Source organism: Pseudomonas sp. S150 (genome assembly GCF_004526365.1).
GTDB lineage: Bacteria > Pseudomonadota > Gammaproteobacteria > Pseudomonadales > Pseudomonadaceae > Aquipseudomonas > Aquipseudomonas putida_A.
In genome coordinates, this window is record NZ_CP038207.1 from 3,263,549 (window position 1) to 3,276,940 (window position 13,392).

Below are 13,392 nucleotides of genomic sequence, written 5' to 3' on the forward strand. Positions count from 1 at the left end.
CGAAAGCGGTGGGCTGATCCACGCATTGTTTGACCATTATCAACTTCGGCGCCGTGACGACGGCGCAGTCTTGAGGACATCTCAAGCTGCGACGCGCTCAGGGGAATTGACCATGGCCATGATGAAAGCGGCGATATTCGTCGAAAAGAACCGCATCGTGCTCGAAGACAAGCCGATTCCGCAAGTCGGCCCACTGGATGCGCTGGTGCGCGTCACCACCACGACCCTCTGCGGCACCGACGTGCATATCCTGCGCGGCGAATACCCGGTGGCCAAAGGGCTGACCATCGGTCATGAGCCAGTGGGCGTTATTGAGCGGCTGGGTTCGCAGGTGCGTGGTTTCGTCGAGGGACAACGGGTGATCGCCGGAGCCATTACGCCCAGCGGACAGAGTTACGCCTGTCTGTGCGGTTGCGGCTCGCAGGACGGCCCGGACACTCGCCACGGCTTCAAGGCGATTGGCGGCTGGAAGTTCGGCAACACCATCGACGGCTGCCAGGCCGAATACGTGCTGGTGCCGGACGCCCTGGCCAATCTGTGTCCGATCCCTGATGGCCTTAGCGACGAGCAGGTGCTGATGTGCCCGGACATCATGTCCACCGGGTTTTCCGGGGCGGAGCGCGGCGAGATCAATATCGGCGATACCGTCGCGGTATTTGCCCTCGGGCCGATCGGCTTGTGTGCCGTGGCGGGTGCGCGCCTCAAGGGCGCTACCACGATCATTGGCGTCGATGGCGTGCCGGAGCGCATGAGCGTCGCCCGCCGGTTGGGCGCGACCCATGTGGTCAACTTCAAGCACGGCGACGTGGTCGAGCAGATCATGGCGTTGACCGATGGCCGTGGCGTCGACGTGTCCATCGAAGCGCTGGGCACCCAGGGCACGTTCGAATCGGCATTGCGGGTGCTGCGTCCCGGTGGCCGTTTGTCGAGTCTGGGGGTGTATTCCAGCGACCTGCGCATCCCGCTCGATGCCTTTGCCGCCGGGCTGGGCGATTACAGCATCGTCTCGACCCTGTGCCCCGGTGGCAAGGAGCGCATGCGTCGCTTGATGGCGGTGGTGCAAAGCGGCGCGGTCGATTTATCGCCGCTGGTGACCCATCGCTTCAAACTCGATGACATCGAGGCGGCGTACGAGTTGTTTGCGCATCAGCGCGACGGGGTCATGAAGGTCGCGATCAGCCCTTGAACAAGGGCCTTTTTCCGACTCGACGGAGGCTTTTCGATGAACATTGATATCAGTGCAACAGCGGCGCCGCATGGCTGGATCGTGTCCCTGGACGACTGGCAGGTGAGCTTCGATCACCTCGAAGACGCGCGGGCATTCGTCAGTCGGCTCAGGGCCCGCATCGACGCCCCGCACCCCTGGCCGCAGGCCAGCGAGCGCCAAGAAGCAGGCCAGCCGGCCAGAGCGGCGGACGCCGTCGTCGGCTGAAGCCGTTGGGCTGATGGACGGGGCAGGGCGGATCGACGATGAATGAATCCCTTGGCATCACGCAGGCAGCGGCCGCCCTGGGCATCGGCATGCTCATCGGTCTTGAGCGCGAACGGCACAAGGGCAGCGGCGAACGTCGAGGCAGCGCAGGTTTGCGCACGTTTGCGATCAGCGCATTGCTCGGCTACGCCGCGATGGTGGTGGGGGCGGCGCTGTTGGTGGGCATGGTCGCGATCGGTTTGACCTTGCTGATCACCGTCGCCTATTGGCGTGGACGCGATGACGACCCCGGCGTGACCAGTGAAGTGGCGCTGATCATCGTGCTCATACTGGGCGCTTTGTGCACGCGCGCGCCCGAACTGGCGGTGGCGATTGGCGTGGTGGTGGCGGGATTGCTGACGTATCGCGAAAAGCTGCATCACTTCGCGATCACTCAGTTGAGCGAAACCGAAATGCGCGACGGCCTGGTCTTGCTGATTACCGCGCTGGTGCTGCTGCCGTTGACGCCGGATCGCTACATCGGGCCCTACGCCGCGCTCAATCTGCGCACCATCTGCACCTTGACGGTATTACTGATGCTGGTGGGAGCGGCAGGGCACATCGCCGTTCGTACGCTGGGCATTCGTTACGGCTACGTCATCAGCGCCATGGCTTCGGGTTTCGCTTCCAGCACCCTGACCATTGCGACCATGGGCCAACGGGTCGCCCGGGAGCCGAATAATCTGCGGATCCTCAGCGCGGCGGCGCTGCTGTCCAATCTGGCCACCATGATTCAGACCGGGCTGATTCTCGCCACCGTCTATCCAGCCTTGTTGCGCAGCCTGTGGCTGCCGTTAGTCTCCGGCAGCGTGGCGGCGCTGATCTACAGCGCTGGTCTGATGTTGCCCCGGTCGACCCAAGGCACTGACGAGACGCTGCCGGCGGGCGGCGCATTCAATCTGAAACTCGCCGTGATCATCGCATTGACCATGACCGCGATCACCCTGGTCTCGTCGGCCATGCTCAGTCAATTCGGCCAGGTGGGCGTGATGCTCACCGCGACCTTCAGCGGATTCGCCGATGCGCACGCGTCAACCGCTTCTATCGCCGGGCTGGCCAAGGCCGGTCTGTTACCGGTGGAAGCGATTGTCGCTCCCGCGCTGATCGCGATCAGCAGCAACTCATTGAGCAAATGCGTGGTGGCCTGGGTCAGTGGAGGCAGACGGTTTGCTGCGATTGTCATCCCCGGGCAGGTGCTGCTGACATTGGCGATGTGGGCAGGCACTTTGTGGCACTGAAACAGTGGCGGCGAAGGTTCGATGCAGAACTGATCAAGATCAACTCGCCGGCAGCAGGAGCGCGCAATCTGGATATCTGTTCACTCGATCCAGATGGCCGTCGTGCCGAGGTGCCCCATGTCGCAGACCCAACGTTTATTGTTGATTGCTCCCCCCACCATGAGCCACTCACCGGCGTTCGAGCGTGCCGCTGCGTTGGCAGTCGCCATGCAATTGCCGTTGCACATCGTCGCCTTCGATTATCTGCAGGCGCTGGCGGTGGCGGGCCTGTTCGCCCCTGAGCAAATCCGTCTGGCCCGCGACGGTTATCTGCGCACGCATCGCCAGTGGCTGGCCGAGCAGGCCACATTGCTTGAGCGCCACGGTATCGAGGTCAGCAGTGAGGTGGTCTGGGTGCAACACCCGTACGAAGAAGTCCTGCAGTTCGTCAACGAGATGCCGTTGGCGCTGATCATCAAGGATGCGCAGCAGGAGTCGGCGTTGAAGCGGGTGTTTTACACCCCGCTGGATTGGCAATTGCTGCGCGATTGCCCGGTGCCGGTGCATCTGGTCACCGATGACGCACATCCACGGCCACGCAGTGTGCTGGCGATTATCGATGTGTTGCGCAGTCAGGATCAGGATCTGCGCTTCAACGATCAGATTGTCGAAGCCGCCGTGCGCCTGGCCGAGCAGTGTGATGCCCGGCTCGAATTGCTGCATGTCTACGACTGGGCGGCGGTGTATGCCACCGACATGGGCTACGGCGCCTTACCGCTGGCCACCGGAATTTATGAAGCCTTGGGCAGCGCGCAACACGAAGCATTTGCTGCCCTGTCCGAGCGCCAAGGTGTACCGACGGCTTGCCGACATTTTGTCGAGGGGCCTCCGGTACCGAGCATTTGCGAGTTTGCCGTCGAACATCACATTGACGTGATCGTGTTGGGCACGGTGCAGCACCATGGGTTGAACAAGTTGTTGGGCACCACTGCCGAACAGATCCTGCATCGTGCGCCTTGCAGTGTGCTGGCGATCAAACCGGGACATACCTTGCAATCGTGAAAAAAAACGCCCGGTGGCGAGTCGTTTGCAGACTCGCCACCGGGCGTTTTTTTACAGCTGAAGACGGTGTATGACCTGACGGCTGTCGTCAGGATCGTGATGGGTTTCGAAGTTCAGGTTTCGCGCCAGTTCACGCATCGCTTCGTTGCCGGCGGAGTCCACCGAATACATGCGGTGAAAGCCGTTTCTGCGCGCAGCCTTGATCAGATGCTCCATCAACAGCGTCCCCAGGCCCAGATGTTGCCATTCATCTGCAACGGTCACGGCGCATTCGCATTCATGCTCGCCGATGGCGGCATAACGGCTGATGCCGATTTCGATCAGCTGGCCGTTTTCATGCACCAGGGCGATGAACGCCGTGCGCTGCTGGTTATCGATGTCCATCAATTGATCGAGCAGCGCCGTGCCGGGCTCGCTGATCTGCGCCAGAAAACGCATGTGCCGGGACTCGGGCGACAGGCGCTGGATGAAGGCGTATTCGCGCTCGCGGTCCTTTTCCACCAACGGACGGATCAACACATGACGCCCATCCTTGACGGCTTCAATCCAGTATTGCCCGGAGACTGCGGCGTAGGCGGCCACGGCCCGATCGTTGTGATCTTTGACAGTAAGCATGGGGTAATCCTCCATCCGGTTGGAAAGGCTGGCACGCGAAGACGCACCGTTCTTTCACTCTTTTCTACGCGGTTGCCGGTGGCTGGATCTGATCTGGATCAGACGCACGCGATGGCGTCGCCGATCGAGGTGTTCGGGCAGGGGGCAATTGGCTCAGCGCGCTGAGCGGTAGCAGCCGGCAACCAATTGCTTGAGACCGTCCATGTTCTGGATCCGCACGTCGCGGCCGCTGATTTCCACCAGCTCCTGATCCCGCAGGTGGGCGATGCCCCGGCAGATAGTTTCCAGGCGCAGCCCCAGATAGGAGCCGATTTCCTCGCGGCGCATTTTCAGCACGAAATCCTTTGCGGAGTAACCGCGCAGGCTCAGGCGTTGCGACAGGTTGAGCAGAAACGCCGCCAGCCGCTCATCCGAGTTCATGTTGCCCATCAGCATCAACATGCTGTGGTCGCGCACGATTTCACGGCTCAGCAACCGGTTGAGGTTGTGCTGCAGCGACGGCAGGCTTTGCGCGAGCTTTTCCAGCTGCGCAAAGTGGATCGGGCAGACCTCGCTGTCCTCCAGGGCAAAGGCGTTGCAGGCATGCTCGTCGGCGCTGATAGCGTCCAGCCCGAGCATCTCGCCGGGGATGTGAAAACCGGTAACCTGTTCACGACCGTCCACCGACAGCATGCTGGTCTTGAACGAGCCGATTCGCACCGCGTACAGCGAGCGCAGCGGATCGCCGGTGCGGTACAGCGCCGCGCCCTTTTTGACCTTGACCCGTTGCACGATCAGCGTATCCAGGCGCGCGACCTCCGCACCGTTCATCCCGATCGGCAGACACAACTCCAGTACGCTGCAGTTGGAGCAAGCAGTCTTGAGGTGCTGTGCCTGGAGAACCGGTGCTTCTGACATGGGGGAGATCACGCTGGCGGGGGTGGGTTAAGCATAGGTGTCACCCACCCGGACACCGATCTCATTCATGTCCCGGCAGCGCCAAGTGACGAACGGACACAAACCCCGACACGGGCTGACCCTGATCGACCATTGCTTGATAAAAATCAGAGCCGTCAGGGAGCGGCGCCGGATACTGGCCGAGCAAGTCGTCGATACCCGATCGACAGGGATGTCAGGCTGGCCCTTGCGCCAGTACCGCACTGCCAGGACGAGGTTCGTATGCTCAGACTCAAACGAATGTTGTTGATTGCCCCCACCGAAATGACCCGCACCCCGGCCTTCGATCGCGCGGTTGCCCTGGCCCGGGCAACCGGTGCGGCGCTGCACATAGTGGCGTTCGATTACGTGCAGGCGCTGGCGGTGGCCGGTCTGTTTGACCACGACGCGATGGCCCAGGCGCGCGAGGGCTATTTGCAGGTGCACCGCCACTGGCTGGAGCAACAGGCGCGGTTCCAGGCGGGCAGCGGCGTACAGGTCAGCAGCGAAGTGGTGTGGTCCAGGGCCACGCCGGCGCACATGCTGGAGTACATCAACGACTATCGGGCCGATCTGGTGATCAAGGATACCCATCATGTCCCGGCGCTGAATCGGGCTTTCCATCGACCGCTGGACTGGCTGTTGCTGCGCGACTGTCCGGCCCCGGTGCATCTGGTCACCGAAGCCCGTCATCCACTGCCGCTGAACATTCTCGCCGCCGTCGATCTGTCACATCTGGAGGATCTGACCCAAGGCCTCAACGAGCGCATCCTCGAACTGGCGGCAACGCTGGCAAACGCCTGTGGCGCTGCCCTGCATGTGCTCAATGTCAGCCACTGGTCAGTGCTGGGCGATGCGGCGATGAGCGTGCCGACCCTGAGTCTGGATCACAGCCTGTGCGAGGCGATCAACGACACCCAGCAAGAGGCTTTCGAGGCTCTGGCCGAGCGTTACGCCATCGAGTCTCACCGTCGACACCAGGTGACCGGGATACCACACAAGATGATCGAGCAGTTCGCCCGCCAGAACGCGTTTGACATGCTGGTGCTCGGTACCGCCTACCCGCAAGGCCCGAACTTCATCGGTGCAACCGTCGAGAGTGTACTGAACCGGGCGCCGTGCAGTTTGATGATCGCCAAACCAATGCTCGAGCCGAACTGAGTCGGAGGCTGGCAAGCCTGTGTTGTGTCGCCAGGATTGTCCGTTATGAGTTGACAGTGAAACACTTTTCAACCGATTTATCGGTTCCGGTCGTGTCAGTAATCTGTGCCCATGTTCAACGCAACGCCCACTACCTCAACCAAGAAAAGGGATTCAAACATGAGCACTGCAACCTACAACCGCCTGAACAAAGACGACGCCGTAGTCCTGCTGGTCGACCACCAGACCGGTCTGATTTCTCTGGTTCAGGACTTCTCGCCGAACGAGTTCAAGAACAACGTCCTGGCCTTGGCCGACCTGGCAAAATTCTTCAACCTGCCGACCATTCTCACCACCAGTTTCGAACAAGGCCCCAACGGCCCGCTGGTTCCGGAACTGAAAGAAATGTTCCCCGACGCGCCGTACATCGCCCGCCCAGGCCAGATCAACGCCTGGGACAACGAAGACTTCGTCAAGGCGATCAAGGCCACCGGCCGCAAGCAGATCATCATTGCCGGTGTGGTCACCGACGTCTGCGTAGCGTTCCCGACCCTGTCGGCACTGGCCGAAGGCTTCGACGTATTCGTCGTCACCGACGCCTCCGGCACCTTCAACACCACCGTCCAGCAAGCCGCCTGGAGCCGCATGACCCAGGCCGGCGCGCAAATGATGAACTGGTTCTCGGTCGCCTGTGAGCTGCACCGCGACTGGCGCAACGACATCGAAGGGCTGGGCAATCTGCTGTCGCAGCGGATTCCGAACTACCGGAACCTGATGAACAGTTACTCGGCGTTGACCGCGCAGCAAAAGTGACTGCAGCGTCGTGAACATGAAAGCCTGCCCTGAAAAGTTAATGCTGTTCACTTAAGCCCGACACTGTGACTGTAGCGAGGGAGCTTGCTCCCGCTGGGTCGCGAAGCGGCCCCAAAAGAGGGACTGCTACGCAGTCCAGCGGGAGCAAGCTCCCTCGCCACGGGTTTCAATTGAACGCAAAATTTCTTAAGTGAGCAGCATTAGCCCTGAAAAGCAGGCTTTTTTTCCGTTGTCAGCCTGCAGGCGTGCGGCCCAACTCAAACGTGATGAGGATTCGCAGGGAGGGCTTTGCAACTGATGCTCACTCAATGGGCTTTTTCTTGATGAGATAGGCGAGAGCGTCGTCGATACTGGCTTCAAACGAGAGGTGCTCGGATTCTTTGACTTCAGTGGGATCTTTGAGTTTGAGCGAGTTTTGAAGATAGCCTTCAGTCTCAAAATCGCCGAAGGGGTCGAAATTCATGCGCTCAGTTGCTTTTTGCAACGCCTTTTTTCCTGCAGGTACCTGCCTTGCAGGGCCATGATTTCTGTCTTGCTCAGAACGCCTTTTCTTTTGAGGTTGACGAGCAATTGCTCAACACCGTCCAGTTCCACGACATCACCGGCCAGGCGCGTGATCGTCACCGCCATGCAACTGAGGTTGTCACGGTCGGCGGTAACCTTGTGGGCTTTGGCGAGCAGGCGAACTTCAGTCGCGACGCTCTCTGTGGCTGATCTGGTCATTTGGAACCCCTCGTTTTCTCTCTCGGAGCATAGCACGGCGTCGTTTCCGGGGGCATGCCAGCTAATGCTCGGCTACCTGGGAAGGTACTTACAGAAAGCGGCTCATTCGTTTGCGCCGCTGCATCAGCGTTGCTACCCGTTGCGCTGACCGAACGCGCACACCAGCAGTTTTTTGATCACCGCCACCGGGTATTCCCTGACGTTTACGGCTAATCTGCGCACTCGCTGACGACAACAAGACAAAAACAGGAGTCACTGATGCAACCGATCCGTCTCGGTCTGGTGGGCTACGGCAAGATTGCCCAGGATCAACATGTTCCGGCGATCAACGCCAATCCCGGATTTCGTCTGGTGGCGGTCGCCACGCAAGGTAAACCCTGTGCCGGGGTGGAGAACTTTCACTCGTTGAGCGAGTTGCTGGAGAACGGCCCCGAGGTGGATGCGATTGCGTTTTGTACGCCGCCGCAAGGTCGATTCGCCCTGGTGCAGCAGGCGCTGGCCGCCGGCAAACATGTGTTGGTGGAAAAACCGCCGTGCGCGACGCTGGGTGAGGCGCTGGCCCTGGTCAGTCAAGCGCAGCAACAGGGTGTCAGTGCGTTGTTCGCCTGGCATTCGCGCTACGCCCCCGGTATCGAAGCCGCCCGCGACTGGCTCGCCAGCCGCACACTGCAAAGCGTGCAGATCGACTGGAAGGAAGACGTGCGCAAGTGGCATCCCGGGCAGACGTGGATCTGGCAACCCGGTGGTCTGGGCGTTTTTCGATCCGGGCATCAATGCCTTATCGATCGTCACCTATTTGCTGACGCAGCCTCTGTTTGTGAAGTCCGCCGAACTGCGCGTACCGGACAACTGCCAGTCGCCGATTGCCGCGTCGATCAAGATGTCCGACGCGCACCGGCTCGACGTGCAGGCGGAATTCGATTTCGACCACGGTCACGACGAACTCTGGAGCATCGAGATTCGCTGCGCCGAAGGGGTGCTGCGCCTGGACAACGGCGGGGCGCTGCTGAGCATCGACGGCGTGCGCCAAGTGGTGTCGGAAGAGGGCGAGTACACCGCGGTGTATCGACACTTCCGGCAACTGATTGGCGATCGGGCCAGCGACGTCGATCTGCAGCCACTGCGGCTGGTGGCTGACAGTTTCTTTGTCGGCAGCCGGGTGGCGGTCGAGCCGTTTTATGACCCGGCCCGCTGATCAGTTGAAGCGCCCCCTCACCTCGATGACTGTCGAGAAAGGTTGACGTTGGCATTAAGTTTTTGCGCAAGCAGCCGAGTCAGACCGTAGGCAATATTCAAACAGGTCCGACTCCTGCTCATCACAGGGAGAGGCGAAGGTATCAGGGAGCGCTTGATGTTCGGGTTTCGCAAATTGGCTGGGTGCGCGCTGGTGGCGGGCACTGTCGTGCTCAGTGGCTGCACTTCACTTTTCATGGGCAAGCAGTATGAGTTTCCTCGCGCGGACGAGCCTTCGGCCACTGTTCGCTTGAAATTTGGCTCTGGCACCACACTGGACGCCATCACCTTCAGCGAAAAAACCTGCTACGCGGGGTTCACCCCGCTGCCCTCTAACGGTGAATACATCGAGTCGAAAGTCGCCGTAGACAAAGAACTTGTCCTGAATTACACCAACGTGGTGGGTGGCGCGCAGTGTCAGATTCCGTTTGCCTTCACACCGCAGGCTGGCGCGACGTACCTCGTCAAAAGCGGCTTCTGGAGTGAAAACAAGCCTGGTCTCATCCCTGTCTTGAACCATGACCAATACCATTGCGGGATAGTCGTGATGAAGAAGGTTGGCGATCAGGAGAGTGTTCAACCCATCCAGCAATTGCGCATGAGGACGGGATTTCCCTGCCTCAGATTCCTGCCGTTGGAGAAGTAGCGTTTGCGTGATGACAGCGAACTTGAGCGTCAGGCCTAAGCTAATGCAAAAAGGGTATTTGTTCGTGGTTTTTAAGATCGTTTAGTTTTGTCTCACGACGAATCGAACGCATCAAACCGATAGACCCCCGATTGCCATGACGGCACACGCTGAATCGATCAAAGGCTCTTCAGGTTTGGTTCACACGGGAGTGAATCATGCCGCATACCCTCGATATCACCACGCTGCCGACGCTGGACCTTTCGTTGTTCGAAGGCACCGCGCAACAGCGTTATGAATTTCTTGAAAACCTGCGTCACGCCGCGCGTGACGTCGGCTTTTTCTATCTCACCGGCCATGGCATCGACAGCCACCTGCTCAAGCAGGTGCAGGATCACGCCCGGCAGTTCTTCGCCTTGTCCGAGCAGGAAAAGACCGCCGTCGGCATGATCAATTCGCCGCATTTTCGCGGTTACAACCGTGCCGCTTCCGAGATCACCCGTGGTCAACCCGACTGGCGTGAGCAATTCGATCTCGGCGCCGAGCGCGAAGCGTTGCCGCTGGACGCGGACAGTCCGTTGTGGGCTCGGTTGCAGGGGCCCAACCAATGGCCGGCGGCGCTGCCAGAACTGAAACCACTGCTGCTCGAATGGCAACAGGCGATGACGCGCATGGCGTTGCGTCTGCTGCGTGCCTTTGCCCAGGCGTTGTCGCTGCGGGCGGACGCGTTCGATCAGTTGTACGGCGACAAACCCAACGAACACATCAAGTTGATGCGCTATCCAGGCCAAGCCGCCAACGCGAGCCAGCAAGGCGTCGGCGCGCACAAGGATTCCGGGTTCCTGAGCTTTCTCCTGCAAGACCAGCAGGCCGGTCTGCAAGTGGAGGTCGAGGAAGGGCGCTGGATCGATGCGCTGCCCCGCGACAACACGCTGGTGGTGAACATCGGTGAACTGCTGGAGCTGGCCACCAACGGCTATCTGCGCGCCACGGTGCATCGAGTGGTGTCGCCGCCCGCAGGCAGCGAACGCTTGTCCATCGCCTTCTTCCTCGGCGCGCAACTCGATGCCGTGGTGCCGCTGTATCCGTTGCCCACCGCGCTGCTGCGCGAAGCGCGTGGCCCGGCGAGTGATCCGCTCAATCCGTTGTTTCGCGATGTCGGCTGGAACTACCTCAAGGGTCGGTTGCGTTCGCACCCCGACGTCGCCCGGCGCTTCTATGCCGACGCGCTGATGCCCGCCGCACCGGCTCGTAAAACCGCCAACGCCTGATTCATCACTCGCTCAAGGACTCCGCACATGTTGAAAAAAGCAGGTTTGACCCTGGCCGTGCTCGGCGCGCTGGTGACTTCGTTCGGCGCTCAGGCACTGGAGCCGTTGCGGGTGGCCGCCGACCCGGTACCGCACGCGCAGATTCTCGCGTACATCCAGACAATCGATCCGCAACTCAAGCTCAAGGTCATCGAGATTCCCAACGGCGTGAACTCCAACGAGCTGTTGGTGCATGGCGATGTCGATGCCAATTACTTCCAGCATCTGCCTTATCTGAAATCCCAGGAACAAGCGCTGGGGCAGAAACTCGCGGTGGCCGCCACGGTGCATATCGAGCCGCTGGGCATCTATTCGCGCCGGCACAAAAGCTTCGCCGACGTGCCGGAAAAAGGCACCGTGGCGGTTCCCAACAACGTCACCAACCTGAGCCGTGCGCTGTACCTGTTACAGGACAACGGGCTGATCAAACTCAAGCCCGGTTTCAAGGATCCGGCAGCCGATCAGGCCACACCCAAAGACATCGCCGAGAACCCGAAACAGCTGAAGATCCTTGAAATCGAATCGCCGCAAATCCCTCGGGCCCTGGACGATGTCGACCTTGCGGTGATCAACGGCAACTACGCGCTGGAAGCCGGACTGGTGCCGGCCCAGGATGCGCTGGGGCTGGAGAAGGCCGAGCACAATCCGTACGCCAACATTCTGGTGACCACGCCGACACTGCAAAACGATCCGCGCATCGCACAACTGGCCAAAGACCTGACCTCGCCGCAAGTGGCGAAATACATCACTGATAACTTCAAGGGTTCGGTGATTCCGGTGGAGGATGGCAAGCCATGATCGTCGTCGAGCAGTTGCGCAAGACCTACCCGTCGGCGCCGGCACCAGCACTGGATCAGGTGTCGCTGAGTATTCCCGACGGCGCGATCTACGGCATCCTCGGGCGCAGCGGGGCGGGCAAGTCGACCCTGTTGCGATGTCTCAATCTGCTTGAACGCCCGGACAGCGGGCGAATCCTGATCGACGGCGTGGACCTGCTGACCCTGTCGCCCAGCGACCTGCGCCGCCAGCGTCAGCGCATCGGCATGATCTTCCAGGGCTTCAATCTGCTGCATTCGCGCACCGTGTTCGACAACATCGCCGTGCCGCTGGAAATCGCCAACGTCGGCAAACCGTGGCGCCATGTGCGGGTGCGCGAACTGCTGGAACTGGTCGGTTTGACGGACAAGGCGCAAGCGTTTCCCTCGCAGTTGTCCGGTGGGCAAAAACAACGGGTGGGGATTGCCCGCGCCCTGGCAGCGGAGCCTGCGTATCTGCTGTCGGACGAAGCCACCAGTGCACTGGATCCGGAAACCACGGCGTCGATTCTTGAGCTGCTGCGCGATATCAATCGGCAACTGGGCGTGACCATCGTGCTGATCACCCATGAGCTGGAGGTGGTCAAGTCGATCTGCGATCACGCGGCGTTGATGGCGGACGGGCGTCTGGTCGAGTCCGGCCCGGTGCCGCGCTTGCTCGCCGATGCGCAATCGAGTCTCGGCACTTCGTTACGTCCGACCTGCGGCCTGCCGCTGGGCCACGACATCCCCGGGCTCAGCTTCCTCAAGCAATACGGCGTGCGGGCGGCCCAGTCATGAACCGCGCGATCAACTGGGATGAAATCCTGCAACTGCTGTTCAACGCCACCGGCGAAACCCTGTACATGGTCTTGCTTGCCGGGCTGTTCACGCTACTGATCGGTTTGCCGCTCGGGGTGTTGCTGTTTGTCAGTCGCCGCGACGGCCTGTGGCCGCTGCCACGGCTCAATGCCGCGCTGGGTTCGCTGGTCAATCTGGGGCGCTCGCTACCCTTTGTGGTGATGCTGATTGCGCTGATTCCGCTGACCCGACTGGTGGTCGGCACCACCCTCGGCAGCACCGCGGCGGTGGTGCCGATCACCATTGGCGCGTTTCCGTTTTTTGCGCGGATCGTCGAGAACGCGCTGGACGAAGTCGACAAGGGCCGGATCGAAGCGATCCTCGCCATGGGCGGCGATATCCGTCATGTGATTTTCAAAGTGCTGCTGCCCGAAGCGCTGCCGGCACTACTGGCGGGGATCACCCTGACGCTGGTGATGCTGATCGGTTTTTCATCCATGGCCGGGGTGATTGGCGGTGGCGGCCTCGGTGATCTGGCGATCCGTTACGGCTATCAGCGTTTCAACAATGAAGTGATGGTCGCCACCGTGGTGGTGCTGGTCATTCTGGTGCAGGGCGTGCAGAGCCTGGGCGACCGGCTGGTGCGTTCGCTGGCCCATCGGCGTTAAGGAAT

14 protein-coding genes and 2 pseudogenes are annotated in these 13,392 nt (G+C 60.8%); 12 read left to right on the forward strand and 4 right to left on the reverse strand.

All coding sequences use genetic code 11. From position 1 onward, the window contains the following. The first annotated feature begins 112 nt into the window (after nucleotides 1-112). From E3Z29_RS14810 to E3Z29_RS14825, 4 genes are all read left to right on the forward strand, one after another. Nucleotides 113-1,186, forward strand: coding sequence for an NAD(P)-dependent alcohol dehydrogenase (locus tag E3Z29_RS14810; protein WP_134786127.1), 1,074 nt, complete (start codon nucleotides 113-115; stop codon nucleotides 1,184-1,186). 36 nt (nucleotides 1,187-1,222) lie between these two features. After that, nucleotides 1,223-1,432 carry a hypothetical protein gene (locus E3Z29_RS14815; RefSeq protein ID WP_098968308.1) on the forward strand — a complete coding sequence of 70 codons (210 nt, stop codon included), beginning with the start codon at nucleotides 1,223-1,225 and terminating at the stop codon, nucleotides 1,430-1,432. Nucleotides 1,433-1,470: 38 nt separating this feature from the next. Further along, nucleotides 1,471-2,709, forward strand: a complete 1,239-nt coding sequence (locus tag E3Z29_RS14820) for a DUF4010 domain-containing protein (RefSeq protein WP_134786128.1) — start codon at nucleotides 1,471-1,473, stop codon at nucleotides 2,707-2,709. Between the two features lie 117 nt (nucleotides 2,710-2,826). After that, the gene (locus E3Z29_RS14825) at nucleotides 2,827-3,750 is read left to right on the forward strand and encodes a universal stress protein (RefSeq protein ID WP_098968310.1); all 924 of its coding nucleotides are present in this window, start codon (nucleotides 2,827-2,829) and stop codon (nucleotides 3,748-3,750) included. A 51-nt stretch (nucleotides 3,751-3,801) separates the two neighbouring features. Here E3Z29_RS14825 and E3Z29_RS14830 read toward each other — a convergent pair whose 3' ends face one another. Both E3Z29_RS14830 and fnr read right to left on the reverse strand, forming a co-directional pair. Beyond that, nucleotides 3,802-4,365 carry a GNAT family N-acetyltransferase gene (locus E3Z29_RS14830; RefSeq protein WP_134786129.1) on the reverse strand — a complete coding sequence of 188 codons (564 nt, stop codon included), beginning with the start codon at nucleotides 4,363-4,365 and terminating at the stop codon, nucleotides 3,802-3,804. 153 nt (nucleotides 4,366-4,518) lie between these two features. Beyond that, complete coding sequence (gene fnr, locus E3Z29_RS14835) at nucleotides 4,519-5,262, reverse strand: fumarate/nitrate reduction transcriptional regulator Fnr (protein ID WP_134786130.1); 744 nt, start codon at nucleotides 5,260-5,262, stop codon at nucleotides 4,519-4,521. Between the two features lie 261 nt (nucleotides 5,263-5,523). On the opposite strand from fnr, the gene E3Z29_RS14840 reads away from it, so the two are divergent. Then, a complete protein-coding gene (locus E3Z29_RS14840) occupies nucleotides 5,524-6,441 on the forward strand; it encodes a universal stress protein (RefSeq protein WP_134786131.1) in 918 nt (305 codons plus the stop codon). Nucleotides 6,442-6,600: 159 nt separating this feature from the next. Then, a complete protein-coding gene (ycaC, locus tag E3Z29_RS14845) occupies nucleotides 6,601-7,233 on the forward strand; it encodes an isochorismate family cysteine hydrolase YcaC (protein ID WP_007966399.1) in 633 nt (210 codons plus the stop codon). Between the two features lie 304 nt (nucleotides 7,234-7,537). Here the strand turns inward: ycaC and E3Z29_RS14850 are convergent. Further along, nucleotides 7,538-7,696, reverse strand: a pseudogene (locus E3Z29_RS14850) (cell filamentation protein Fic); the annotation flags it as partial. Continuing rightward, nucleotides 7,693-7,956 carry a hypothetical protein gene (locus E3Z29_RS14855; RefSeq protein WP_003224234.1) on the reverse strand — a complete coding sequence of 88 codons (264 nt, stop codon included), beginning with the start codon at nucleotides 7,954-7,956 and terminating at the stop codon, nucleotides 7,693-7,695. The pseudogene E3Z29_RS14850 and the gene E3Z29_RS14855, both read right to left, overlap by 4 nt. A 258-nt stretch (nucleotides 7,957-8,214) precedes the next feature. Between E3Z29_RS14855 and E3Z29_RS14860 the strand changes: the two are divergent. The 6 genes and pseudogenes from E3Z29_RS14860 (at nucleotide 8,215) to E3Z29_RS14885 (ending at nucleotide 13,387) form a co-directional block, all read left to right on the forward strand. Further along, nucleotides 8,215-9,151: pseudogene (locus E3Z29_RS14860) on the forward strand (Gfo/Idh/MocA family protein). Between the two features lie 156 nt (nucleotides 9,152-9,307). Next, entirely contained in the window at nucleotides 9,308-9,835 is a 528-nt protein-coding gene (locus E3Z29_RS14865) for a hypothetical protein (RefSeq protein WP_134786132.1), read from the forward strand. Between the two features lie 197 nt (nucleotides 9,836-10,032). Then, the gene (locus E3Z29_RS14870) at nucleotides 10,033-11,085 is read left to right on the forward strand and encodes an isopenicillin N synthase family oxygenase (protein ID WP_134786133.1); all 1,053 of its coding nucleotides are present in this window, start codon (nucleotides 10,033-10,035) and stop codon (nucleotides 11,083-11,085) included. 27 nt (nucleotides 11,086-11,112) lie between these two features. Continuing rightward, a complete protein-coding gene (locus E3Z29_RS14875; RefSeq protein WP_134786134.1) occupies nucleotides 11,113-11,922 on the forward strand; it encodes a MetQ/NlpA family ABC transporter substrate-binding protein in 810 nt (269 codons plus the stop codon). After that, nucleotides 11,919-12,719 carry a methionine ABC transporter ATP-binding protein gene (locus E3Z29_RS14880; RefSeq protein ID WP_134786135.1) on the forward strand — a complete coding sequence of 267 codons (801 nt, stop codon included), beginning with the start codon at nucleotides 11,919-11,921 and terminating at the stop codon, nucleotides 12,717-12,719. Before E3Z29_RS14875 ends, E3Z29_RS14880 begins: the two co-directional genes overlap by 4 nt. Then, nucleotides 12,716-13,387 (forward strand): methionine ABC transporter permease, encoded by a 672-nt coding sequence (locus E3Z29_RS14885; RefSeq protein ID WP_134786136.1) that lies wholly within the window; start codon nucleotides 12,716-12,718, stop codon nucleotides 13,385-13,387. Before E3Z29_RS14880 ends, E3Z29_RS14885 begins: the two co-directional genes overlap by 4 nt. Nucleotides 13,388-13,392 lie beyond the last annotated feature (5 nt).